Origin of the sequence: Pseudoalteromonas sp. S3431 (assembly GCF_000690035.1) — a bacterium.
GTDB lineage: Bacteria > Pseudomonadota > Gammaproteobacteria > Enterobacterales > Alteromonadaceae > Pseudoalteromonas > Pseudoalteromonas fuliginea.
Genome location: NZ_JJNY01000087.1, coordinates 1 through 24,002, shown reverse-complemented (window position 1 = coordinate 24,002; position 24,002 = coordinate 1). Strand labels below are relative to the sequence as shown.

At 39.5% G+C, this 24,002-nt stretch carries 27 protein-coding genes; 11 read left to right on the top strand and 16 right to left on the bottom strand.

Translation table 11 applies throughout. The features are described from left to right. Positions 1 to 453 precede the first annotated feature (453 nt). From DO88_RS02705 to DO88_RS02735, 7 genes are all read right to left on the bottom strand, one after another. Positions 454 to 1,257, bottom strand: coding sequence for a putative porin (locus DO88_RS02705; RefSeq protein WP_007377978.1), 804 nt, complete (start codon positions 1,255 to 1,257; stop codon positions 454 to 456). A 241-nt stretch (positions 1,258 to 1,498) separates the two neighbouring features. After that, positions 1,499 to 1,873, bottom strand: a complete 375-nt coding sequence (locus DO88_RS02710; RefSeq protein ID WP_007377979.1) for a PH domain-containing protein — start codon at positions 1,871 to 1,873, stop codon at positions 1,499 to 1,501. Then, on the bottom strand, positions 1,873 to 2,781 hold the full coding sequence (locus tag DO88_RS02715; protein WP_007377980.1) for an ABC transporter ATP-binding protein: 909 nt from the start codon (positions 2,779 to 2,781) through the stop codon (positions 1,873 to 1,875). Before DO88_RS02715 ends, DO88_RS02710 begins: the two co-directional genes overlap by 1 nt. Then, on the bottom strand, positions 2,778 to 3,605 hold the full coding sequence (locus tag DO88_RS02720; protein WP_008139071.1) for an ABC transporter permease: 828 nt from the start codon (positions 3,603 to 3,605) through the stop codon (positions 2,778 to 2,780). Before DO88_RS02720 ends, DO88_RS02715 begins: the two co-directional genes overlap by 4 nt. A gap of 143 nt (positions 3,606 to 3,748) precedes the next feature. Further along, positions 3,749 to 4,930 carry a cystathionine beta-lyase gene (locus DO88_RS02725; protein WP_008139073.1) on the bottom strand — a complete coding sequence of 394 codons (1,182 nt, stop codon included), beginning with the start codon at positions 4,928 to 4,930 and terminating at the stop codon, positions 3,749 to 3,751. A gap of 9 nt (positions 4,931 to 4,939) precedes the next feature. After that, complete coding sequence (nudC, locus tag DO88_RS02730) at positions 4,940 to 5,860, bottom strand: NAD(+) diphosphatase (protein WP_033040723.1); 921 nt, start codon at positions 5,858 to 5,860, stop codon at positions 4,940 to 4,942. Between the two features lie 174 nt (positions 5,861 to 6,034). Continuing rightward, positions 6,035 to 6,523 carry a LabA-like NYN domain-containing protein gene (locus DO88_RS02735; protein WP_007377984.1) on the bottom strand — a complete coding sequence of 163 codons (489 nt, stop codon included), beginning with the start codon at positions 6,521 to 6,523 and terminating at the stop codon, positions 6,035 to 6,037. An 85-nt stretch (positions 6,524 to 6,608) separates the two neighbouring features. Here DO88_RS02735 and DO88_RS02740 point away from each other — a divergent pair, with 85 nt between their 5' ends. Both DO88_RS02740 and DO88_RS02745 read left to right on the top strand, forming a co-directional pair. Then, the gene (locus DO88_RS02740) at positions 6,609 to 7,226 is read left to right on the top strand and encodes a hypothetical protein (RefSeq protein ID WP_007377985.1); all 618 of its coding nucleotides are present in this window, start codon (positions 6,609 to 6,611) and stop codon (positions 7,224 to 7,226) included. Next, positions 7,223 to 7,978 (top strand): DUF3307 domain-containing protein, encoded by a 756-nt coding sequence (locus tag DO88_RS02745; protein ID WP_007377986.1) that lies wholly within the window; start codon positions 7,223 to 7,225, stop codon positions 7,976 to 7,978. The genes DO88_RS02740 and DO88_RS02745 overlap by 4 nt, the downstream gene beginning before the upstream one ends. A 71-nt stretch (positions 7,979 to 8,049) precedes the next feature. On the opposite strand, the gene DO88_RS02750 is transcribed toward DO88_RS02745, so the two are convergent. Both DO88_RS02750 and DO88_RS02755 read right to left on the bottom strand, forming a co-directional pair. After that, complete coding sequence (locus DO88_RS02750; protein ID WP_008172585.1) at positions 8,050 to 9,444, bottom strand: DEAD/DEAH box helicase; 1,395 nt, start codon at positions 9,442 to 9,444, stop codon at positions 8,050 to 8,052. A 200-nt stretch (positions 9,445 to 9,644) separates the two neighbouring features. Next, positions 9,645 to 10,484 carry an isopenicillin N synthase family dioxygenase gene (locus DO88_RS02755; protein ID WP_033040722.1) on the bottom strand — a complete coding sequence of 280 codons (840 nt, stop codon included), beginning with the start codon at positions 10,482 to 10,484 and terminating at the stop codon, positions 9,645 to 9,647. Positions 10,485 to 10,751: 267 nt separating this feature from the next. On the opposite strand from DO88_RS02755, the gene DO88_RS02760 reads away from it, so the two are divergent. Continuing rightward, positions 10,752 to 11,954, top strand: coding sequence for a bifunctional alpha/beta hydrolase/OsmC family protein (locus DO88_RS02760; protein ID WP_033040721.1), 1,203 nt, complete (start codon positions 10,752 to 10,754; stop codon positions 11,952 to 11,954). 58 nt (positions 11,955 to 12,012) lie between these two features. Here the strand turns inward: DO88_RS02760 and DO88_RS02765 are convergent, their stop codons facing one another. Beyond that, on the bottom strand, positions 12,013 to 12,780 hold the full coding sequence (locus DO88_RS02765) for an alpha/beta hydrolase (protein WP_033040719.1): 768 nt from the start codon (positions 12,778 to 12,780) through the stop codon (positions 12,013 to 12,015). 129 nt (positions 12,781 to 12,909) lie between these two features. Between DO88_RS02765 and DO88_RS02770 the strand changes: the two genes are divergently transcribed. After that, on the top strand, positions 12,910 to 13,233 hold the full coding sequence (locus DO88_RS02770; RefSeq protein ID WP_002959968.1) for a hypothetical protein: 324 nt from the start codon (positions 12,910 to 12,912) through the stop codon (positions 13,231 to 13,233). Between the two features lie 72 nt (positions 13,234 to 13,305). On the opposite strand, the gene DO88_RS02775 is transcribed toward DO88_RS02770, so the two are convergent. The 3 genes from DO88_RS02775 to aspS all read right to left on the bottom strand — a co-directional run bounded on the left by DO88_RS02775 (position 13,306) and on the right by aspS (position 16,045). Next, positions 13,306 to 13,902: a pentapeptide repeat-containing protein gene (locus DO88_RS02775; protein WP_050482467.1), complete on the bottom strand. Its 597-nt coding sequence runs from the start codon at positions 13,900 to 13,902 to the stop codon at positions 13,306 to 13,308. Positions 13,903 to 13,916: 14 nt separating this feature from the next. After that, on the bottom strand, positions 13,917 to 14,147 hold the full coding sequence (locus DO88_RS02780; RefSeq protein WP_002959972.1) for a hypothetical protein: 231 nt from the start codon (positions 14,145 to 14,147) through the stop codon (positions 13,917 to 13,919). 119 nt (positions 14,148 to 14,266) lie between these two features. Beyond that, positions 14,267 to 16,045: an aspartate--tRNA ligase gene (gene aspS / locus DO88_RS02785; protein WP_002959974.1), complete on the bottom strand. Its 1,779-nt coding sequence runs from the start codon at positions 16,043 to 16,045 to the stop codon at positions 14,267 to 14,269. Positions 16,046 to 16,292: 247 nt separating this feature from the next. On the opposite strand from aspS, the gene DO88_RS02790 reads away from it, so the two are divergent. Next, complete coding sequence (locus DO88_RS02790; RefSeq protein ID WP_002959975.1) at positions 16,293 to 17,141, top strand: DUF72 domain-containing protein; 849 nt, start codon at positions 16,293 to 16,295, stop codon at positions 17,139 to 17,141. 24 nt (positions 17,142 to 17,165) lie between these two features. Beyond that, positions 17,166 to 17,663, top strand: a complete 498-nt coding sequence (locus tag DO88_RS02795; protein ID WP_033040716.1) for a M48 metallopeptidase family protein — start codon at positions 17,166 to 17,168, stop codon at positions 17,661 to 17,663. Here DO88_RS02795 and DO88_RS02800 read toward each other — a convergent pair. From DO88_RS02800 to DO88_RS02810, 3 genes are all read right to left on the bottom strand, one after another. Next, entirely contained in the window at positions 17,654 to 18,106 is a 453-nt protein-coding gene (locus DO88_RS02800) for a hypothetical protein (RefSeq protein ID WP_033040714.1), read from the bottom strand. The two genes, DO88_RS02795 and DO88_RS02800, sit on opposite strands and share 10 nt — an antisense overlap. Next, positions 18,058 to 18,477: a hypothetical protein gene (locus DO88_RS02805; protein WP_033040713.1), complete on the bottom strand. Its 420-nt coding sequence runs from the start codon at positions 18,475 to 18,477 to the stop codon at positions 18,058 to 18,060. The genes DO88_RS02800 and DO88_RS02805 overlap by 49 nt, the downstream gene beginning before the upstream one ends. A 169-nt stretch (positions 18,478 to 18,646) precedes the next feature. Further along, the gene (locus tag DO88_RS02810; RefSeq protein ID WP_008139103.1) at positions 18,647 to 19,333 is read right to left on the bottom strand and encodes a DUF3334 family protein; all 687 of its coding nucleotides are present in this window, start codon (positions 19,331 to 19,333) and stop codon (positions 18,647 to 18,649) included. Between the two features lie 117 nt (positions 19,334 to 19,450). On the opposite strand from DO88_RS02810, the gene cmoA reads away from it, so the two are divergent. The 5 genes from cmoA (at position 19,451) to DO88_RS02835 (ending at position 23,798) form a co-directional block, all read left to right on the top strand. Continuing rightward, positions 19,451 to 20,176, top strand: coding sequence for a carboxy-S-adenosyl-L-methionine synthase CmoA (cmoA, locus tag DO88_RS02815; RefSeq protein ID WP_007378000.1), 726 nt, complete (start codon positions 19,451 to 19,453; stop codon positions 20,174 to 20,176). Positions 20,177 to 20,188: 12 nt separating this feature from the next. Continuing rightward, positions 20,189 to 21,157 (top strand): tRNA 5-methoxyuridine(34)/uridine 5-oxyacetic acid(34) synthase CmoB, encoded by a 969-nt coding sequence (gene cmoB, locus DO88_RS02820; RefSeq protein ID WP_033040712.1) that lies wholly within the window; start codon positions 20,189 to 20,191, stop codon positions 21,155 to 21,157. A gap of 190 nt (positions 21,158 to 21,347) precedes the next feature. Next, the gene (gene purM, locus DO88_RS02825) at positions 21,348 to 22,400 is read left to right on the top strand and encodes a phosphoribosylformylglycinamidine cyclo-ligase (RefSeq protein WP_002959993.1); all 1,053 of its coding nucleotides are present in this window, start codon (positions 21,348 to 21,350) and stop codon (positions 22,398 to 22,400) included. Continuing rightward, complete coding sequence (purN, locus tag DO88_RS02830; protein WP_033028281.1) at positions 22,400 to 23,047, top strand: phosphoribosylglycinamide formyltransferase; 648 nt, start codon at positions 22,400 to 22,402, stop codon at positions 23,045 to 23,047. The genes purM and purN overlap by 1 nt, the downstream gene beginning before the upstream one ends. A 16-nt stretch (positions 23,048 to 23,063) precedes the next feature. Beyond that, the gene (locus tag DO88_RS02835) at positions 23,064 to 23,798 is read left to right on the top strand and encodes a DUF3108 domain-containing protein (RefSeq protein ID WP_033040710.1); all 735 of its coding nucleotides are present in this window, start codon (positions 23,064 to 23,066) and stop codon (positions 23,796 to 23,798) included. Positions 23,799 to 24,002 lie beyond the last annotated feature (204 nt).

Below are 24,002 nucleotides of genomic sequence, written 5' to 3'. Positions count from 1 at the left end.
AATCTCTTAACCAGAGTTCAGGTTAAATAATAAATTAAGGAATATCATAGATACGAGAGATTCAACACAAATTAAAAAGCCGTAACTGCTTAAGATGCAAATGCATTTATAATAAAAAACAGAAAAAGAACTGAACCGTGCAGTGCGATACCAATTCCATTAAGTATGTGATCTAAATTTTACGCCGAAAAATAATTCAGTTCTAGGCGTAAATTGATGTAAATGGTTGTTCCCTTTGCGAAATTTACAACAAAGAAATGGGTTGTTTTTAGCAAGTAAAATAGATCAGCTATTTATTGGAATTGGTATGAATATACGCAAACTTGAAAAACTCAAAAGAAGTACACGCGAAGCAAAATGAAGGCCGTAACTGCCGCTGATAAATAGTGCTAAACGCAAAAGCCCGCTCAATTGAGCGGGCTTTTAGTATTATATTACTAATTTACAGCTGAATTAGAACTGTAAGCTTACATTTGCAAAGTAAGCATCATAATCAGAATCATCCCAGTTATTGCCATAACCTACTTCTAAACCAACATTGTTGTTGAAAAAGTGTTGAGCACCAAGAGTGTAATCATCATTTTTATTAACTGTAACAAAAACCGATGTTGCTTTGCTGAAATAGTAGTTAGATGCTAATTCCCAGTTACTTGAACCGCCATCAACATCTTCAAATTTACCTTCAACAGTTAAGTAGTTACCTTGTTGTAAATCAACAAAGTACTTTGCTGCTACTGCACGGTAATCAAACTCATCATCTGATGTTACTGTAAAGCCGATGTAATCAGTGCTGTTTAATTCGTGGTTATATGCTAAGTCAAACATAAAATGATTGTCAGCATCTTCGAAATCTACAAACGTTGCTTTTAGTACAAGGTTTGGATTAAAGAAGTAACCAGCAGAAAGTTCAATTACATCCGTGCTTGAGCCAAAATCACTATCGATATTATTGTACTGTGCACCTAATACAAAATCTTCTACAAAATACTCACCGCCAACGCGAGTAACATCTCCAAAGTCATTATCACTGTATGCACCATAAACATTTGTTTGCTTATTGATGTACTCAAATTGATCGTAAGGACCTAAAGTCGCTTTTGGAGAAAAATAATAAGTTGAGTCAACGCTCACCGTGTCATTACCATCAGTGTCCATGTATCCTACATGGCTGATTGATTGGTAAGTATCTGCGGCCATTGCAGTGGTTGCAGCGCTTGATAATAAAATGCTCGAAATAATAACGGCTAACTTTTTCATTTTTAATTTCCCTATGTATATTACTTTTTACGCTCTAGCTGTGTTGCTAAAGTCGGGGCACATCCTAGCGCCTAAAAACTGAATCAAAACTGAACGGCAGCTCAACTAACCACCTGTATTTATTAGATAAATTATAAATTATTGTTACTAAATGTTAACTTAGAGTAGTTGCTACATTTAGTCAACAACTACTTAAAATATGCATCAATGAAAAAGCCAATAAATACAATGCAATTTGTACCTAAAGTGCATGTTGACTAATAATTCGATAAACATCATTAATGTTATCGCCAGACTTAAATTCTTTACTAATTGGTGTAGGATCAGAGCCAACCCATATTTTTAGCTCGGCATCTAAGTCAAAATGGCCTGCACTTTCTTTACTAAACTTAGTTATTTTAGAGTAAGCAATGCTCACCATTTCCATTTTAGAGCCGGTCATACCTTGCTTATCAATTAAAATTAAGCGCTTATTAGTAAAAATAAACATATCACGTACTACTTTATATGCTTTTTCTACTTGCTCGCCGTCAATTAATGTATTGGCGAGGATTTTTTCTAAATCAGAATCGTCAACTTCACTTGCATTACCCATAAGTCCGCTAAGTAAACCCATTATACTTTCTCCTGTTTAAATATTTGATTCTCTAATGTATGACCATTAACTAACTGCCTGTACTGCCAGTGTTGTTGATGACAAAAATTCAGTAGTGCAATATCAAGTGGATCGCTCGTTGGCTGATACTCAACTACATATTCTTTATGTTGGCTCATATACACACGACTCACACCTGCAATTGCTTGAAGCTGTTGCTCAACATTTTGATAAGCCTCGCTTAGCATTAATGTATAAAAGTGTTTATCTGTATTATTAGTTTTTGTTTGATGTTCGCTTAGTACGCCTTTATCTAAATGAAGTACCTGTGAGCATAGTCGCTCAAGCTCTGTTAAATCGTGAGAGCTTAAAATAAATGTAGCCTGCTCACTTAATTCAGATACAAGCTCACGTACTTCTCTGGCATGAATCGGATCAAGCCCTGCGGTTGCTTCATCAAGCATTACAATTTGTGGCGCGCCAATAAGTGCTTGCGCTATCGTAACGCGCTTGCGCATACCGTGCGATAAGTCCCCTGCACGCTGCTTTGCAATTTCTTTTAAGCCAACCAAATCAAGTACACGTAGCGCCTCAGTTTGGCTTTGCTTTGCCCCCATACCTTGTAGCTTTGCATAAAAGGCGAGTTGCTTGTCTATGTTAAAGCGGGGGTCAAGTTGTGCGTCTTGCGGTAATGCACTTACTTTATTAAATAAAGCAGCACTACCAGGTTTATGCCCTAATATTTCAAGGCTGCCTTTACTTGGTGCTATATAGCCGCACAACAAACTAAATAAGGTAGTTTTACCCGCACCATTTGGCCCAACAAGCGCCACTGGCGCGCCTTTGTTAATTTCAAAGTCCACATTATTAAGCGCAAGTTTTGCACCATACGATTTACTCAAACCGCTAGCTGTAATTAATGGTCTCATAGTGAGCTCCTTGCAAAAATACGTTGAGCAACGCTTAGTAGCACTGCAGTTTGCACAAGGGGAATAGCCACAGCGCTCAATAATGGTAAATTTTGCCCCGCTAATAGCTCTATTTGCACACCCGGAAATAAATAATCAAGCAAGCCTAATGCGGGTATTTGCCATTGTAGTATTCCCACAACAATACCGCCTGCTGCAAAATATAAAATTGCCAATACAATAGATAAACGCGATGAGCGAGCAAAGGTATTAATTAACGTCATAAGTGCTACAAATGGGCACAGAGTAATCACTAATATTAAAAAGATAGAAAGCGCACGAGCAAAACCACCAGCCAGTAAACTAGGATCTCTAAACCCTAGTACCGCGAGCGTAGCCACAAGCGTTATACCCACTAAGCAGGCTAATACTCCTAGCTGCCCTAAAAAACGGCCAAACAGTATTTCAAAGCGAGTGGAGCGCAGTGATAAAAACCTTAGTGTGCCGCGCTCTCTGTCGCCTACCGTTTGGTCGCTACAAATAAATAAACCAAAAACAGGAAAGCTATACAGGGCTATTAACCAGTACATAGCAAATTCGGCCTCAGGCCAATCCAATAATTTACTTAAACCAATAGAACCTGATATATCACGGGCTATTTGCTCAAAATCGGGCGCACTTACAATGCCTACTGCCTGCCCTATTGGGTAGCGCAGTATTATTAGCCACACCAATGCAAAGGCAGCTAATGCAATAAGTCCACGTTTAGTTAAAAACATACGTACAAGCTCAAATCCCGCTATTTGCGTTAATCGCCCTACGTTTATCGGTAATGGTGTTGCCATTGACTATCCTTAATGACTTTTTATTTTCTGTGTATTTATCCACACTAAGTGTAAACACCTTGAATTACCAGCAAAAAAAAGCTCACCTGTGGTGAGCTTTGTAACAATACATTTAAATGTAACAACATAAATTGCGATATAAATTATAAATACTGCTTATAAACCTCAAGTGCTTGGCTTAAATCGCTAATTAAATCTTCAACATCTTCAAGGCCTATGTGCAGGCGAATAACCGGCCCTAAATCCCAGCCTGTATTTGAGCGCAGCCCTTTCATAGTTAAATTAGCCGTTACTAAGCTTTCAAAACCGCCCCACGAAAAACCCATTTTAATATGCTCAAGGCTATCTAAAAATGCATCAATCGCTTTTTGATTGCCGGTTTTCATAACAAATGAAAACAACCCATTACTGCCATCAAAGTCACGTTTAAAGAACTCATGCCCTGGGCAGCTTTCAAATGCAGGGTGTCGAATATGATCAACAAGCTCATGTTGCTCAAGCCATTTAGCTACTTCTATTGCTGCTTTTTCATGTTGATTTAAACGCACACCCATTGTACGCAGCCCTCTAAGTGCTAAATACGCATCATCGGCACTGGTACATTGCCCTAATAAGTATGAGTTTTCGCGCAAGGTTGGCCAATACTTTTTATTAGCAACAGCCACCCCCATCATCACGTCTGAATGGCCAACAATATACTTTGTTGCAGCTTGAATACTAATATCAACACCGTGCTCTAACGGGCGATAATGCAAGCCATTTCCGTAGGTGTTATCAAGCATGGTCATTACATTATGCTCATTGGCTACTTTTACCATAGCGGGTACATCTTGCACTTCCATCGTAATAGAACCTGGAGATTCTAAAAACAACACTTTGGTATTTGGCTGAATGTAATCTTTAATACCTGCGCCAATAGTTGGCGGGTAGTAGGTTGTTGTAATGCCCAGTCCCACTAAAATTTTATCGCAAAAATCGCGAGTTGGTTCGTACACGTTATCAACCATTAAAATATGATCACCGGTTTTTAAAAACGATAAAAATACTTGGCTAATCGCCGCTGCGCCACAAGGGTATAGTGCACAGCCTTCGCCGCCTTCAAGTTCTGTAATCGCTTCTTGTAGTGCAAAGTGTGTTGTTGTTCCTCGGCGCCCATAAAATAACGTTTTATCGCCACGGGTTTTAGCTGCTTCTTTTAAATCGGCTACAGTATCAAATACAATGGTAGATGCACGCTGTACAACGGGATTTACTACGCCATGTGTATAGGCTTTTTTTCGCCCTGATGATACCAGCTGAGTGTTTTTATTACTTTTACTCGACATTGTTAATCCTTAAGGGTTTGTGCGCCAATGCTCAATTAAATAACGAGAGATAGAATCGGTTCTAGGCAGCTTTAAATGATCCCCTTCTTCGTGCCAATTACCAAATTGCGCTAAGTCTTCACGGCTAAACCATTTTGCATCGTCTAGCTCTTCTTTATCTACGTTAATTTGCTCAGATGTCGCCTGTGCAAAAAAACCTAGCATAATTGACGATGGGAACGGCCATGGCTGAGATGCAACATAACGTACGTTTCCAACCTCTATGCCTGCCTCTTCTTTAACTTCACGCGCAACAGCTTGTTCCAGTGTCTCCCCTGGGTCTACAAATCCAGCAAGCGACGAATACATACCAGTGGGCCACGCCGCTTGGCGACCTAATAAACAGCGTTCTACTCCGTCAGCAAAGACTTTAGTAACGACCATAATTACCGCAGGATCGGTACGCGGGAATGTAGGATGCTTACAGTTTTCGTTTTCACATATACGAGAATGCCCTGCTTCCACTGAACGGTTTTTACTACCGCAGCGCCCACAAAAACGGTGCGTGGCGTGCCAATAACATAACCCTCTCGCAAGGGCGGCTATTGAGGCATATTTAATGGTTACTTGAGGCCCATATTGGCGAATATCAAAAAACTGAGCGCCCTCTATTAAAGGCGAAAGTACGCTTTCATCCAGATCAGAAACATCCAATGCAAACACACCATGTTTAGCATTGTTTAAACCAACAAAAATAGCACTCGTTAAATCTAAATGCGCCACTTGCTGATACGTTAAATAGCTTACTTTAGGGGTATCTTTAATAAATAGGGTTTGATTATTTTTAACTAAAACCCATTTACTTTGCGCCGACATTTGCGCTTTAAGCCACGATGGGTCTTTACGAAAATTTGAACCTCTATCTAGTGGCATGTTGCTGTAATGAAGCATGTAAGTCCTTGGTAACTCGTTATGCTTTAAAATTACCATAATCATTTAGCAAACCCAATTGATTATAGTAATAAAAAAAGCCTATATAAGGCTTAATTCATCTATTACGGCTTTGTATTAAAATCTCTCATGTTGCAGACACTTAGCTTGCACTTTTTTAACTATTTTTTACTGTTAAAGTAGCAAAGTATTATCAATTAAATGAAATTGCTCTGCGCTTTGTTTTAATACCTCAGCAGTTAACCTGTCAGCACCGTATACATCGCACGGTACATTATATTGATTTTTTAAATGCCCAAGTAACAAAGCAAAGTCACCATCGCCAGAGAGCAAAATAACTTTATCAAGATTTTTACCCTGCTCTAACATGTCTATTGTTATGCCTACATCCCAATCGCCTTTAGCACTTCCATCACGGCGTTGAATAAATGGCTTTAGCTTTACCTCAAAACCAATCGCACGCAAAATATTTTGAAACTGATTTTGCTTTTCATCTCCTCGATAAATAGCATACGCAAAAGCACATTCAATATTGTATTGCGCCCGCATTACCCGCCAAAACGCATTGTAATCAAAATTTTTTCCGTAGCTTTCGCGGCACGTGTAATAAATATTTTGTACATCGACAAAAATACCTACTTTTGGCTTATCTAATGCTGCCATAATTTACTTTATATTCGTTTTGCTATAATTTAGCATAAAAAAGAATACAAAGTTTAATAGTTCAAAAATATAAAGGATTTAAGTTGTGAGAATTGCGGTCATCACTGGAGACTTAATTAAATCACAAAATATTCCACAACAAGAATACGATGCAATGCTTTATCAGCTTGATCAAAGCTTGCGCTTTATCGCCAAACGTTTTAATGCAAGCTTTAGCATTTACCGTGGTGATGCGTTACAACTACAGCTACAAGAGCCTGAGCAAGTGTGTCAAGCCGCAATCTTATTGTATTTACAATTGAAAGCAGCAAATTACGAACTGCGGCAAAGCCTTGCTATAGGCTCACTCGACAATCCTCGCGCTGATATAAAAACAGCCACAGGCAGTGCTTATACATTATCTGGCCGTGGTTTAGATGCCATGGGCCAGCAACGCTTAGTCCTAAACCTTGAAAACAAAGCCATCGAGGAAGGCTTTACACTTAATATCGCTTTGATCGACATATTGCTTCAAAAAATGAGCCAAAAGCAAGCTAATGCACTGTTTTATTATCTAACCGCAGAAAATAACAACCATGCAGAGCTTGCCATAGAGCTCATCACTAGCAGAGAGAATGTCACTAAGTTACTAAACCTAGCCCATTATCGTCTCATTGATCGCTTTGTAAACTACAGCCAAACAACACTCAAAGGATTGCTATGAGCAGTTTTACTTTATTACTCACCGCTTTAATACTAGGCCATTTGCTTGCTGACTTTTATTGGCAACCAATGAGCTGGGTACACGACAGAAACAAACACCATTTTCGTGCGAAAAAACTCTACGTCCACGCAGTAATACACGGCCTGACATCATTAACGGTGCTTACAATGTGGGAATATACTTACGGCTGGCAAGAATTTGCAAGAGTGTTTTTGGCAACCCTCACTATTATGTTGACCCATTATTTTATTGATCTAGCCAAGTCATATTCAAATAAAGGCGTGGTACCTTTTTTAGTCGACCAGATAACACACCTTATTGTAATATTAGTACTTGTCGTGTGGCTTGCAGATAAAAATGAGTTTTATGTCTTAATGTGGCAAGAACTCGTTGCTATCGATACATTAATTTTTATCTGCTCATACCTATTAGTTTTAAAACCAAGTTCTTTATTAATTGGTCTCATCCTAGATAAAATAACAGGAAACTTTAAAGCCTCAAGAAAAAGTATTGCAAAGTCTGGTCATTACTTAGGACTACTTGAAAGAGTGCTAATTCTTAGTTTTATCCTCATTGGAGAATACTCTGGCATTGGCTTTCTGATAGCTGCAAAGTCTATTTTTAGATTCGGGGACTTAAAACATAATGAAGGTAAAGGGCAAAGCGAATACGTCATGCTAGGTACTTTATTAAGCGTCATCGTCACACTCTTTATTGGTGTTACCACCTTATACTTTATTAAGCTAATTTAATCGCTAAAAACGCGCTACCTGTAAAAGTAAGCGCGTTTTTTGCTATTGCGTTTTACTAAACGCAATTGCAATTAATCATTATTTGTGCGACGACGGCGTTGGCCATTACCGCCAACAGATTCACGCTTTGCCCATGGGTTTTGCGCGCTGTCATCTGTTTTAGCTGCTGGCTTTTTAGAACCACCACGGCGTGGGCCGGTACCATTTCCACCATTGTTCGGCTTTTTACTGTTAGGCTTGCTGCTATCAGATTTAGGCTTATTAAAAGGCTGCTTTTTCTTAGGCTTTTTAGCCGGTAGAGGGCGAGCATCTAATGCGCGTTCAGCTACTGGGTTAATAGGCTCAAAACCGTCTTCTTCAGCACGTGGGATAAGCTCACCAATAAAGCGTTCAATACCGTATAAATCAACAGCATCCTCTGTTGTTACAAACGAAATCGCATGACCCGATGCACCAGCACGGCCTGTACGGCCAATACGATGAACATAATCTTCATATACGTTTGGCAAATCGTAGTTAACAACATGCGGTAATTCAACAATGTCTAAACCACGTGCAACAATGTCTGTTGCTACTAGTACGCGTACTTCACCACTTTTAAAACCATCAAGCGCTTTAACGCGAGCGCCTTGTGATTTATTACCATGGATAGCCGCACCTACAATGTCATCGCGTTCAAGTTGTTTAACTAAGCGATTAGCACCGTGCTTTGTACGGCTAAACACTAATACTTGTTGCCAATCGTTAGTGCGAATCAAGTGGCTTAGCAATGCTGTTTTACGTGTTTTATCTACCGCGTAAACGCACTGAGTAACACTTTTCGCTGTGGTATTTTTTGCAGCAACTGAAATTTCAACTGGGTCATTAATTAACCCTTTTGCTAATGCACGAATTTCGTCAGAAAATGTAGCCGAAAACATCAAATTTTGACGTTTAGCAGGCATTTTAGCAATTAAGCGTTTAATGTCGTGAATAAAGCCCATGTCTAACATGCGGTCAGCTTCATCGAGTACAAGCACTTCAACGCTATCAAATTTAACTGCATTTTGATTATGTAAGTCGATTAAACGACCCGGCGTTGCTACTAAAATATCAACACCTTTACGAAGACGCTGCATTTGTGGGTTAATTTTAACGCCACCGTAAACTACAAATGAGCTCACATCAGAATGCTTAGCGTACTCTTCAACGTTTTCACTTACTTGCAAAGCAAGTTCACGTGTAGGCGTTAAAATAAGCGCACGTACGTGATTACTTTTAGCTTTAGGGCCCGACGACAAGCGCTCAATAAGTGGTAATGTAAAACCCGCTGTTTTACCTGTACCTGTTTGTGCTGCTGCCATAACGTCACGGCGTTCAATAATTGCAGGAATTGCTTGAGCCTGAATCGGCGTTGGCGTTTCATAGCCCTTTTCTAAAACCGCATTAACCAAAGACTGTGATAAACCTAAACCTTCAAAACTCATATAAACTCTCTTTTAAATTAGGCTACGTTAGCCAGTTGCGCGCATTATACCTGTAGTAGCTAAGAATGCATGCCATTATTTACGTTGCAGGCAATTGAGCATAGTTTATTAAAATTAAACCTGTGATCAAGTTGCTTAAAAATGCAAAAAACGGCCATAGGCCGTTTTTTGTTTATACTTAATTACTCTAAGTATTAGAGTTACTTAACACCTAACTCACGCAAACGTTCTTGCAAGTAGCTATCTGCCGTGTAGCGCTCTGAAAGCACAACATCTGGATGCGGGTGTAAAAATAACGGTAATGAAATACGCGATTTAGTAGATGCTTTACCCGTTGGGTTAATTACACGGTGAATTGTCGATGGGAAATACCCGCCCGACGCTTCTTGTAGCATGTCGCCGATATTAATAATTAAGCTGCCAAAATCACATGGCACGTCTAACCAACCGCCATCTGTTTTTTGAACTTGTAAACCAGGCTCATTAGAAGCTGGTAATACAGTCAATAAATTAATATCGCCATGGGCTGCTGCGCGAATAGCACCAGGCTCTTCATCACCCGTCATTGGTGGATAATGTAGGATACGTAACAATGTTTGCTCAGAATCGACAATCATGTCTTTTAAATCAATTGAAAACTTAGCACGTACATCAGCTGGTGCTTCAGCCTGAACCCAGCTTAACAATGTGCCAGCAAATTCACTTGCTAAACGGTAGTATTGACGTACATCAGCTTCAAGCTGGGCAGGAACGCGACCTTTAGGGTACACATGAAAGTACTCTTTAATGTCTTTTATTGTAAAGCCTTTAGCTACTTCTGATACTGAAGGCGGAAAGTAACCGTCTTGAGTTTCTTTAGAGAATAAAAAGTCGTGCTTTTGCTCTGAGTTAAAAAAGTCTTGCCAATTTTTGTAAATAGACTCAACTAAAGACTGTGGGATTGGGTGGTTTTTTAAAACGCCAAATCCAGTATTTCTTAACGATTCAACAAATTGTGCAGCCGCATCGGGAGCTTTATAATCAACAGTAGGTAATTGCATTGTACGTTCCAGTGAATAGGTTGTGTGAAGTGAGTTGCTTTTAATAGTGCTAAATTACTTATATAAAGTAGCAAAGCCTTCATTATAGCGCTGTGTGAGGATAGACAAATGACCTCAAAAACATAAGGACATATGTCCTCAAGACATGGTCACCGTCACTTTGCTTGATCAAGATCAACTTATAAAAAAACGTTGAATTTGCAAGGTTTAGTAACTATCTCTGGTCTACTATTAGAATATATTTTATTTGTGTAAATAAGGCTCCCCATGCGACAAAAAGTATCTTTTAAAAGCGGCGATTTAGAACTTGCCGGCCAACTTGAACTTCCCTCTGGTGACGTTAAGTTTTACGCGCTATTTGCACACTGCTTCACATGCGGTAAAGACATTGCAGCAGCTACACGGATTAGCCGTGCACTCACACAACAAGGTATCGCCGTACTACGTTTCGACTTTACCGGTTTAGGTAATAGTGATGGCGACTTTGCTAACAGTAACTTTTCATCAAACATTCAAGATTTAGTATCTGCGGCAAATCATTTACGTGAGCATTTTGCTCCGCCGCAACTACTCATTGGCCACAGTTTAGGCGGGGCAGCCGTTCTTGCTGCTGCTGAGCATATTCCTGAAGTATCGGCTATTACAACCATTGGCGCACCGTCAGACGCGCAGCACGTAGCGCATAACTTTGAAGCACACCTTGATGAAATTAACGCAGCAGGTGAAGCTAAAGTTAACTTAGCTGGTCGTGAATTTACCATTAAAAAGCAATTTATTGACGATATAGCCAAGTACGATAAAAGCCATATTAGTAAACTTAAGCGCGCATTATTAGTAATGCACTCCCCTATTGATGCGACTGTAAATATTAGTGAAGCTGAAAAAATTTATGCATCAGCTAAGCATCCTAAAAGCTTTATTAGCCTAGATAACGCCGATCACCTTTTAACAAATAAAAACGATGCCGACTACGCTGCACAAATAATTGCAACGTGGGCAAACCGTTATGTTAAGTACGACAAAACTAAATACACGGCAAGTTTAACGGGTGGAAATGTACTTGTTGAAGAAAAAGACCATGTATTTACTCAGCACGTAAGTACAAAAGATCATACTTGGCTTGCAGATGAGCCAATAAAAGTAGGCGGTAAAAACTTAGGCCCAGATCCGTATCATCATTTATTAGCGGGGCTTGGTGCCTGTACGGCAATGACACTACGCATGTACGCTACACGTAAAAACTTACCACTGGAGCATGTTAAAGTAGAGCTTGATCACACTCGCGATTACAACAAAGATTGCGACGATTGTGAGCAAACCGGTAACCTTGAAGCCATTACTCGTAAAATCACTTTACGTGGCGACTTAACTGAGCCAGAGCGTCAGCGTTTACTCGAAATAGCCGACAAATGCCCAGTGCATAAAACACTACATAATAACCCGGTTATTGTTAGTGAACTGGTAGAATAACTGCCGTAAAATTAATATAGCGCAGGTAACACTGCGCTATGATTTAACTTTTATATACCTAACTTTTACTATCTAAAAATCTCTCTACTTCTTTACTCATTCTATCCACCAGCCATTTTGGCCCGCCATCGTACATATCGTTATGACGCGATTTTTCTATCATTATTTGCGTAACAGGAAACTTATCCAGCTCTGAATCGTTTAACAGCACATTCGCATCAGCTGGGTAATCACTACCGCGAAGTGTAAGTACGCGTATATTTTTATTGCGTGGGATCAACATGCGGCGATGATCGAGCGTAATAATAGTGCTAACTTCATTGGGGTAAATAGAGCCATATAATGCGGAAATATCACCGCCGTTTGAGTGCCCAAATAAGGTGAGTTTTGTAAAGTCGTACGCTGGGTATTTACTCGCTAGCTCATTAACTAAAAACTTAAGCGTTACTACGCCACGATGCCAGTTTTCCATGCGAGTTGTTAAGTAAGGCTGCTCACGATTAAGGTCAGGGTCGCTTTTTAGTTCATGTGCAACGGCTATTGTTAAATATCCACGCTGATTAAACGCATTACTGGCAAACGTATACTTGTTATGGCTAATCCCATAACCTGCGTTAATGAACGCTACAGGGCATTTTACTTGTTCAGTGCACTTAGCATTGTTACTTGGTAGTGTGATATTGATAGGAATAGTGCGATTACGGCTTTCATCAGTTATAACGCCATCGTTTGCATAGCTTGTTGCGCTTATTTCTGATGTGCTTATAACTGATGCACTTAGAGCTAGTGCGCTTAACATAAAAAGCTTTTTAAGTGTTTTTTGCATATTTAAACTTATATAAATTATTGTTTTTAATTAAAAATAATTTTTACTTTATAGGTTTGCATTCTCTATTGTCAAACTATGCGATAATAGTCGCCATTGTTTAAATATATTTAGTAAAAGATCCAATAAATGAAATCATACAATAGCATTCAAGAACGTATAGAAATTTTAGAAGACAAACTAACGGCAATACATGACGAAATCGAAACACTAAAAACCCCTGCTAAAAACAACAATGAACGTATTATTTTTAAGTTTATTGAAACAGGCAGCACAGGTAAAACGAAGGATTTTGTTCGTGAGTTAGGTATTAAATCACCACGTGACGGTTTGTTTTCGTCAGGTGACGTTACAAAACTAATTAAAGATGGCGCTGAAGATATTTCACCTGCGTTATTAGAAATCGCAAGACAGCTTGCCAGTGCACGTAATAAAAATGGCCCTAGCCGTTAATTACGCAGTCGCGCAGTGTCTAGAAGCCCAGCCAAGCTGTCGCTTCTAGATATGTAATCATATTAAACTAAATTAATCACATAGTTCTATATTAAGGCTGGTAAGCAAATTTAGTGCTTCGAAGCGATCAAACTTAGCATTCGCTAAAATATTATTATTTAAATCTATATTAAATGCTGTAGCACCTACAAAATCACATTTTGTTAAGTTAGTTTGAAAAAACTCACTATCGCGAAAATCTGTTCCTGTAAATTCACTACCGCTTAAATCTGCATGTCTAAAATCAACATTTTTGGCAAAGCAGTGTGTTAGTTTGAGGGCTTTGAGGGTTAATTCAAAAAAAGAACTATTACTGAGCTCGCAATAATTAAAACTCACCGGTGCGTTAATACTAAGCGCTGGCCAATCCACGTCAGTCCATTGCAGACTATTTAATTTACAGTGGCTAAAAGTTACATTTTCAAGTGAACTGTAGTTCCATTTAAGTGACGATAAATTACAGTTTTTAAAACTGCATTCTATAAACCGGCAATTTTTAAACTGCCCGCCTGAAAAGTCGCAATCGGTAAATGTGCACTCTTCAAACTCAGAATTTTCAGTTAGTTGCTCTTCGTGCTGCAAAGCATTAAATTGCTCGTCGAAGTAGTGATTATTATTTGAAATTGACACTATTAACCTAGTTTTTAATGGGCATAGACGCTATTTTTAGGTAAATCTTTTTTAAGCGCAAGCACTGCAATAAAAATCAAAGCAAATAGTGGAAATAGCGCTAAACAGCCACCCACAAAAGCTAAAACCCCCGGCATAGTACTTTTACGCTTACCTATTTTGTAGCTAATTACAGCAAAAATAGGAATACTCAGCACAATAAAAAAAACTAAGAACTCACCAAATAAGGTTGCATTGATCGACATAATAATTCCTTTTTCGTCTGTTCGGTTAAAATACACTCTGCTGTAAATTTAACCACAAAAAAACCCTTAAGCATATAACTTAAGGGTTTTTAAATTTAGCTCAATAAGCTAAATAAAAATTACTCTTCGCTAGGTATCGCTTTTTCAACAACACTAATTGCAAGCTCAGCTAACGAATCCATATTAGGCTTACTAGGCGCGTTAGTTAATAAACACGACGCTTGTGTTGTTTTAGGGAAAGCAATAACGTCACGAATGTTATCGGTACCACATAAAAGCATTGCTAAACGGTCAAGACCAAATGCTAAACCAGCATGTGGTGGTGTACCGTATTTAAGTGCGTCAAGTAAAAAGCCAAACTTGTCTTGTTGCTCTTGCTCGTTAATACCTAAAATTCTAAATGCAGTTTCTTGCATATCTGCATTATGAATACGTACCGAACCGCCACCCACTTCGTAGCCGTTTAATACCATATCGTAGGCATCTGAAATAGCCGCAGCAGGGTTTGCTTCAAGCTCACTTGCAGTAATATCTTTTGGTGCAGTGAATGGATGATGCACAGCATGTAATGTGCCCTCGTCATCTTCTTCAAACATTGGGAAGTCTACAACCCAAAGTGGTGCCCAGCTATCAAGGTTAGTGATTTCTAAGTCAACACCAATCTTAACGCGCAGTGCGCCCATTGCTTCATTTACTGTGTTGCGCTTATCGGCACCAAATAAAATGATATCGCCAGACTGAGCATTAGTACGCTCAAGTAATTTAGTAATTACGTCTTCGCTTAAAAACTTAGCCACTGGTGATTGAACGCCTTCAGCGCCTGCAGTGTGGTCGTTTACTTTCATCCACGCCATGCCTTTAGCGCCGTAAATACCAATAAACTTAGTGTAATCGTCAAGCTGTTTACGAGAAAGCTTAGCGCCACCCGGTACAGTTAATACAGCAACACGACCTTTTTCGTCGTTAGCTGGACCTGAGAAAACATTAAACTCTACGTCTTTAACTAAATCTGCAACATCAACTAATTTCATTGGGTTACGTAAATCTGGCTTATCAGAACCGTAAAGACTCATTGCCTCGCTGTAAGGCATGATTGGAAAGTCGCCTAAATCAACGTTTAACAAAGTTTGCCACATCTCGCGGATCATTTTTTCAGTCATACCACGTACTTGATCAGAGCTCATGAACGAGGTTTCTATATCTATTTGGGTAAATTCTGGTTGACGATCGGCACGTAAATCTTCATCACGGAAACATTTAACAATTTGGTAGTAACGGTCAAAACCCGACATCATCAACAATTGCTTAAATAACTGTGGAGACTGTGGTAAAGCGTAAAAACTACCTTTATGAACGCGGCTTGGCACTAAGTAATCGCGTGCGCCTTCTGGCGTTGCTTTAGTAAGTACAGGTGTTTCGATGTCTAAAAAGCCGTTTTCATCTAAAAAGCGACGAACAAAGCTGCTTGCTTTAGCACGTAATTTAATACGGTCACTCATTTCTAGACGACGTAGGTCTAAGTAACGGTATTTTAAACGACGTTCTTCTGAGTTTACTTGGTTAAAATCAAGTGGAAGCGGTTCAGAGCGGTTAATAATTGTAAGCTCAGTACCTAAAACTTCTATTTCACCTGTTGCCATATCTTTATTTACTTGGCTATCAGGGCGTGCACGTACAGTACCTTTTAGCTGAACACAAAATTCTTGGCGAAGTGTATTAGCTGAACTCATTAACTCTTCAATGTCAGAGTCGAATACAACTTGTACTAAACCTTCTCTATCGCGTAAATCGACAAAGATAAGTCCACCAAGGTCACGTCGTTTGTTGATCCAGCCACATAGTTCAACTTCTTGATCTACGTGAGTTTTATTTAGCTGTCCGCAATATATAGAGCGCATAGTTTTCCTGTCAGATAAAAGGCTTAAACGGTTATATTTATTTGTTTTAAGGCGTGTGATTTAAAAAACAGGTCACCACAATACAAATAAAGCCGCTAGCAATCTAAAAATAATCAAATTAAGCCCTGCATTATACCCAAGTAGTATTAAGATGCTAGGGCGTGTGCCGCTTTTGCCCCTGAATTTACAGCAGCTCGTTTTGTTATTTGCTACACTATCGCCACTTTATAATAAGGCGCTAGTTTGTATGTTATATATTGGATGCCCGCAGTGGTCGAGTAATGCATGGAAAGGCAATTTATTTTCAAGCCAATGTAAAAACGCCGATATGCTTAGCCAATACGCCCAACACTTTAACTCTGTTGAAGGCAATACCAGCTTTTACGCTGACCCTTCGCCAAGCACCGTATTGCGCTGGGCAAACAGCGTACCCGACGATTTTAAATTTACGTTTAAGTTTAATCGTCGCTTTAGCCACGAGCTGCACCTAACTAATGTTCAAACCGAGCTCACTGATTGGCTTAACTTGTTCTCCCCTATTTTAGAAAAAACCGGGCAAATCATGCTGCAATTACCTAAAGCATTTGGCCCTGGTGACTTACCCAAACTCGCACAATTTATTAGCCTATTACCAAAAGAGGTTAATTACGGTGTAGAGGTACGTCATACTGCGTTTTTTCAAAAGGGTGAAGCCGAAATAGCGCTTAACCAATTATTAATGGCAAACAACATAAATCGTATATCGATGGATACTCGCGCCCTATTTGCGGTAAAACCAACAACCGAAGCGCTAATAGATGCACAGCAAAAAAAGCCCCACTTACCGGTACATGCAATAGCTACTGGCTCAGAGCCTATGGCGCGCTTTGTAATAGCCGATTTACAAAACGACTATAAACCCTTTTATAAACCGTGGCTAAGTAAAGTAAAACAATGGCTTGATGAAGGAAAAACGCCCTATGTGTTTTTTCATACGGCAGATAACCGAGAAGCGCCATTATTAGCAAGGCAGTTTTGCAAAGACCTTGGTTATGATCACAAAGCATTAAACCCATTTACTGGCGAAAAAGAAGCCCACCAGCAAGCACTTTTTTAAAAGTAAAACGACAGAGAAACAATAATGAGTGAATACGCACGTTACTTTACCGGCTACCCAGCTAACATTGTTGAGCAAGTATTAAGCCTTATAAATAACAAAAAGGTATGTGACTACTTACTTAAAAAGTATCCGCAAGCACACACTATTACCAGCGATAAACTACTTTATAGCTATGCAACCGAGCTTAAAAAACAGTATTTAAAAAATGCACCACCGTTTGGGCGCGCAGCATTTAAAAAGCAAGGCGATATGGTCACCAACGCACTGGGTACACATACGTATCGAATGCAAGGCAAAACCCGAAAGCACGATTTAGCCATAAATAGCGACTTGCTGCGCGCCCCCGAGCCATTATTAAAAGCGTTAGTGGTACATGAGCTCGCCCACTTTAAAGAAAAAGACCATAACAAAGGCTTTTACCAACTTTGCTGCCACATGGAGCCGAGTTACCACCAATTGGAATTAGATTTAAGGATATTTTGTGTGGTAGTGGCGATGGGAGAGAATCCTTATTTATGAGTACTCTTAGATGCTTTAGCTGGACGTTGGCTAGGAAAGTGATTGAAATATTCTTTTGTATGTTTCAAAGTATTTTGATATTGAAATGAATTTTCATAATTGATTTGGTTAATAATAGTTATATCCAATCCAACGAACATAGGGTGATTATAATCAACCGAAGATTTTAAAACAGACAACCGCGGATCATCAATATACATATGAATAACAAGTCCATCATGATAGAAGCGATATATATTCTCACCTCCATTAATATCCATCTTGTGCTTAAATGGTGCTAAATTGACTGTATGACCTTTTGTAGATAACTGAACCAAGCTAATTGGAAAAATAGCTCTATTATCTTCCTTCTCACCAACTATAATCTGTCTAAGAAGTTCAATGTTTTTTGCATTTAAATTAACTTCACTAAATGCCGAATTTTTGTTACTGCAGCTCTCCACAAAAGGCTAAGAAAGTATTTTCTAATTAATTTGGGTCTTTGAAATTTTACTAGTCTGAGGCTATTTAGCTGTTTGGCAGAGTTTGCTTTAAATAAATGACTAGACCAAACCAAACCTAAACCTCGAAGCTCCTCAATAGCTAAGGTATCTAAATACGCTAAAATATCTTCACCTTTTTGGGTCACTATATTTGGGTCATACCAGCTATCACCTGCTTTGCCATAAAAGGGTCCGCGATTAGTCACTTTCTTTTCAATAAATTTATTCCCTGAAATGTTTGGCCTAGTTAGGGATTTCGGTATTATGTGCGACTTTACAAACCTCCCAACTTCTTTTGTAAGCTTGCAATCACCGTTTTCCGTATCAGTCATTTAAAATATCCTTACTAATACTAAAGAGAATTTATATTTTGGTTAATAAAAAACGCGATATCAAATCGCGTTTTTATGGGTCGTATCAACCTACTAAAAGCTGATAGCGAAGAGTTGATAGCGCAGTCGTTGGGTTTCGTTTCACTCAACCCAACCTATATAAATAAACTTAAAGCCCTAAGCCTGCCATGAAGTCGTCATCGTCGTCATCTTGTCCAGAAGACGCAGCTGCTTTAGATTTTTCAGCTTGTTGTTTGGCTTCATTTTCGATAATGTCATCAGGGTCTATAGCTTCTACAATGTCAAAATCATGCAGTTTAATAAACTCAGTTTTATCCATAGCAAGTTCTAGGTAAAAGATATTTTGCTTACTGGTAGTAAATGTTACGCGACGTGCTTGTGGGCGATCCATCGTGGTATCTACCGATATTTGCACTTGTTTGTTAATTGCCATCATTTTTGGCTGATTTTGCGTAATAGAAGTGTGTAATTGTTCGCGTACTTTAGATGTAAAGTCGCCAACAATTTGGTTCATTAACTCACCTAATACGTTAGACACATCGTCTGATAAATGGCTATGCGCTATTTCTTCTTCTGGCATCCCCATATTACGCATATAATCGCCATAAATTTCCATTGCTGCTTGCGAGGTGAAGTTAGTAATTACCAACCCGGTAAAGCCACCATCAAACAAAACAAAGCAACCAATATCTGGGCGCATACATGTTCGCGTTATTTTTTGTACCATTGCAGAATAGCTAATGCTGTTGCCGCTGGCTGAGGTAAGTACGCCTGTTACAGAATGACACAGGGTTGCTAAAATATCGTCGGTACTAATAACCTTACTTTTACTCATTTAATAATCTCTTTTTGTGCTTATTATTCATAATTCTAGTCAAGCTACTGAATTTATCACTGACTATCCAGTATAAAATGTTAAAATAACACTATTATTTTAAAAGAGACTGCTTTCGTGACCATAAAAGACAGTATTTATGCCTCTGAGCAACAAGTAAAAGACTTTAGCTTTGACCAAAATGTAGTCGAAGTATTTCCCGATATGATTCAACGCTCAGTACCGGGCTATGCAACTATTGTCAGTACAATGGGTAAACTCGCCGGTGAATATGCGCAAAGTAACTCAAATCTTTATGATTTAGGCTGCTCACTGGGCGCCGTAACACTTAGTATGCGCCGTAATATTCGTACCGATAACTGCCATATAATAGCGGTAGATAACTCTCAAGCAATGGTTGAACGTTGTAAGGTACATTTACAAGGTTTTAAATCAGATGTGCCTGTTACTGTTACTTTAGGCGATATTAACGAGCTTGAAATTCAAAACGCCTCGGTAGTAGCAATGAATTTTACGTTGCAGTTTATTCCGCACGCGCAGCGCCAAGCTGTGCTTGAAAAAATATATGCTAATTTAAAACCTGGTGGTGTATTGCTGCTAAGCGAAAAAATTAAAGCTGAAAATGAGCAATGCGACAATTTATTGATTGATTTGCACCACGACTTTAAACGACACAATGGTTACTCTGAGCTTGAAATAAGCCAAAAGCGTACCGCCATCGAAAACGTTATGCGCCCAGATACACTAAGCGCTCACTTTACTCGCTTACAAGATATTGGTTTTAGCCAAACTCAAGTGTGGTATCAATGTTTTAATTTTTGCTCAATGGTAGCAATTAAATAAAGAGAGTGACTTATGTCTCAATGGTTTAACCAATTTTACGCATCTATTGCACAAAGCCCACTTAGCCACTGGCTAGAAACCCTGCCTGCACAATTAAAGCATTGGCAAAACGAGGCAAGCCATGGTGATTTGCCTAAATGGCAAAAAGTACTTAAAAACTTGCCTGAGGTGACAACTTCGCATGTTGATATTTCTACTAAGGTAGAAATTGGCGCGCCAGGGGAGATGAGTGATGGCGAGCAAAAGCAAGCCATGCATTTATTAAAACGCATGATGCCATGGCGCAAAGGCCCATTTAATGTGCACGGTATTGAAATAGATACAGAGTGGCGCAGTGATTGGAAGTGGGACCGCCTGCTTCCTCATATTGAGCCATTAAAAGGCCGCACTGTTTTAGATATTGGTTGTGGCTCAGGGTATCATTTATGGCGTATGCGTGGTGAAGGCGCAGAGTTTGTCGTGGGTATTGATCCGTCTGATTTATTTTTATGTCAGTTTCAGGCAATTAAACACTACAACCCAGATGAAAACGTGCATTTACTGCCACTAGGTGTTGAAGCATTACCCGAGCTTAAAGCGTTTGATACGGTTTTTTCGATGGGCGTACTTTATCATCGTCGCTCACCTATCGACTTTTTAGCACAATTAAAGGCGCAGCTTCGCCCAGGCGGCGAACTCGTACTTGAAACCCTAGTAATTGAAGGCGATGAAAACACAGTATTAGTCCCAACTGATCGCTACGCTAAAATGCGCAACGTTTGGTTTATTCCAAGTACTGCAGCATTAAAACTGTGGATGGAACGCGTTGGCTTTAAAGATGTGCAAATAAAAGATTGCGCTATTACCACGCTTGAAGAACAACGCAAAACCGATTGGATGGAAAACGAATCGCTAATCGACTTTTTAGATCCAAACGACACAAGTAAAACAATTGAAGGCTACCCTGCTCCACTTAGAGCAATATTAACTGCAAAAGCATAGCGGTTAATTTAACGCCTTAAATACTAAAAAAACGCCTGCGGGCGTTTTTTTGTTTATTTAAACAACAAGCAGCGGACAAGTGTCCTTGTTTATTATTTCAAAATTACATTTGCGCTAGCCGCGACCTTGCAATTGTTGTAAAATACGCGCGTTTCTAAGCAACCCAAAACAACTATTTTGAGGAAAACCTGTGAGCGAACAAAAACAGTCTCTAAGCTATAAAGACGCGGGCGTAGATATCGACGCTGGTAATGCACTTGTTGAGCGTATTAAAGGCGTAGTTAAAAAAACTCGTCGTCCTGAAGTAATGGGCGGAATTGGTGGTTTTGGCGCACTTTGTGAAATTCCTGAAGGTTACAAGCAACCAGTATTAGTTGCAGGCACAGATGGCGTTGGTACTAAACTACGTTTAGCAATCGACTTAAAAAAACACGATACGGTTGGTATTGATTTAGTTGCAATGTGTGTAAACGACTTAATTGTTCAAGGTGCTGAACCCCTGTTTTTTCTAGATTACTATGCAACGGGTAAACTAGATGTAGACACAGCAGCTGACGTAGTGACAGGCATTGGCAAAGGTTGTGAAATTTCAGGTTGTGCCCTAATTGGTGGCGAAACAGCTGAAATGCCAGGTATGTATGATGGTGAAGACTACGACATGGCAGGCTTTTGTACAGGCGTTGTAGAAAAATCAAAAATTATTGATGGCACAAAAGTAGCAGCAGGCGATCAGCTTATTGCACTTGCTTCAAGCGGTCCTCATTCAAATGGCTTTTCTTTAATTCGTAAAGTACTTGAAGTGTCAAAAGCTGATACCAGCGCTGACTTTGAAGGTAAAACATTAGGCGAAACTCTACTTGAGCCTACGCGTATTTACGTAAAACCTTTACTTGAGTTATTCAAAAACGTTGACGTACATGCGCTTTCGCATATTACTGGCGGCGGTTTTTGGGAAAACATTCCACGCGTATTACCCGCTTCAGCAAAAGCTGTAGTTAAAGGTGATAGCTGGCAGTGGCCACCAATTTTTAATTGGTTACAAGAAAACGGCAACATTACTACACACGAAATGTACCGTACATTTAACTGTGGTGTAGGCATGGTTTTAGTAGTCCCTGCAGACAAACTTGAGCAAAGCTTAACAATGCTAAAAGACTTGGGCGAAAATGCATGGCACCTTGGTGAAATTCAAGATGCAGCAGCTGGCGAAGAGCAAGTTGAAATTGTAGGTGGTGCTAAGTAATGGCACCGACTCGTCTGGTAGTTTTAATCTCAGGTAGTGGCTCTAATTTACAAGCCATTATAGATGCCTGCGAACGTGGCGAGATAAACGGACATATAGCGGCTGTTATTAGTAATAAAGCAGACGCTTATGGCCTAGAACGTGCAAAACAAGCAGGTATTGCTACAAAAGTGCTCAGTCATAAAGATTTTGACTCGCGCGAAGCGTACGATGCGCAATTAATGAACGTTATCGACTCTTTTATGCCAAATCTAGTTGTATTAGCTGGATTTATGCGTATTCTTACTCCTAGCTTAGTGCAAAAATATGTTGGAAAAATGTTGAACATTCATCCATCTTTGTTGCCTAAGTATCAGGGGCTGAATACCCACCAAAGAGCAATTGATGCAAAAGATAATGTTCATGGCGTAAGTGTTCACTTTGTTACTGAAGAGTTAGACGGCGGTCCCGTTATTCTTCAGGCGCAAATACCTGTACTCAAGGATGATACAGCAGAAACATTAGCAAAACGCGTGCATGAGCAAGAGCATGTAATTTATCCTTTGGTGGTCAAGTGGTTCAGTGAACACAGACTTACTATGGAAGCAGATTATGCAGTTCTTGACAAAAAACAACTTCCTGCACACGGCGCGCACTACCCACAATAAAAAAATAAGTGCCCTGTTGTTATGTGCGGGCGCTTTACTTCCAACTAGCCTAATTGCAGGCGAATTGACCCAATATCAAGCTAACTACGATATTTTACGCAAAGGTAAAAATCATGGTGAGGCTGTTCGTGAGCTCAAAAAAACGGGCGACGATACTTATGAACTTACATACCACAGCAATATTGAGTGGATGATTTTCTCTGACTCTCGTGAAGAAACATCAAAGTTTACCTTTAAAGATGGCAAGGTTACCCCGCATCATTACAACATGATTCGTACAGGGACAGGCCCAGATAAAGATTATAAAATTGATTTTGATACAACAAACAAAGTAGTGACTAGCAGCGCTAGCGAATACCCACTTAAGTGCGAATGGACTGATGAATTTCAGGATGCTATTTCATACCAAGTGCAAGTGCGCGAAGGGTTGAAAAAAGGCGAAACGAGCTTTTCATTCCCGCTTATAGACAAAAAAGGTAGCCGCCGCGACTACAACTTTGAAGTTGTTGAAAAAGAGATGATCTCTCTACCTATCGGTAATATAGAAGCCATTAAAGTGAAGCGTTTATACGATAACGATAAACGCCAAGCAATTGCATGGTTTGCGCCAGAAATGGATTACATGCTGGTTCGTATGTGGAAAGGCGAAAAAGGTATGGAGCAGTTTGAAGTTCAAATGAATTCATTTACTGTTACTGCGCCTACAGCTGTTGCGCCTGCAACAGCACAACAACCTCAAGAAGCTAACTAAATTTAATTAAACCAAAGTTAAACTAGGACCTGTTGAGCTTTCAGGATTAAAATTTGTTCAACCTAGGGGCTATTTAATCGCGGCGCGAGGTTTGTAACCTAGTGGGCTAAGTAAAAACCGAGCAACAAAGAGTAAATAGCCCCTAGGCAGAACCCTTCGGACAGCGCATGTTTGGCATTTATGCTACGTTATCGCCTATTTATG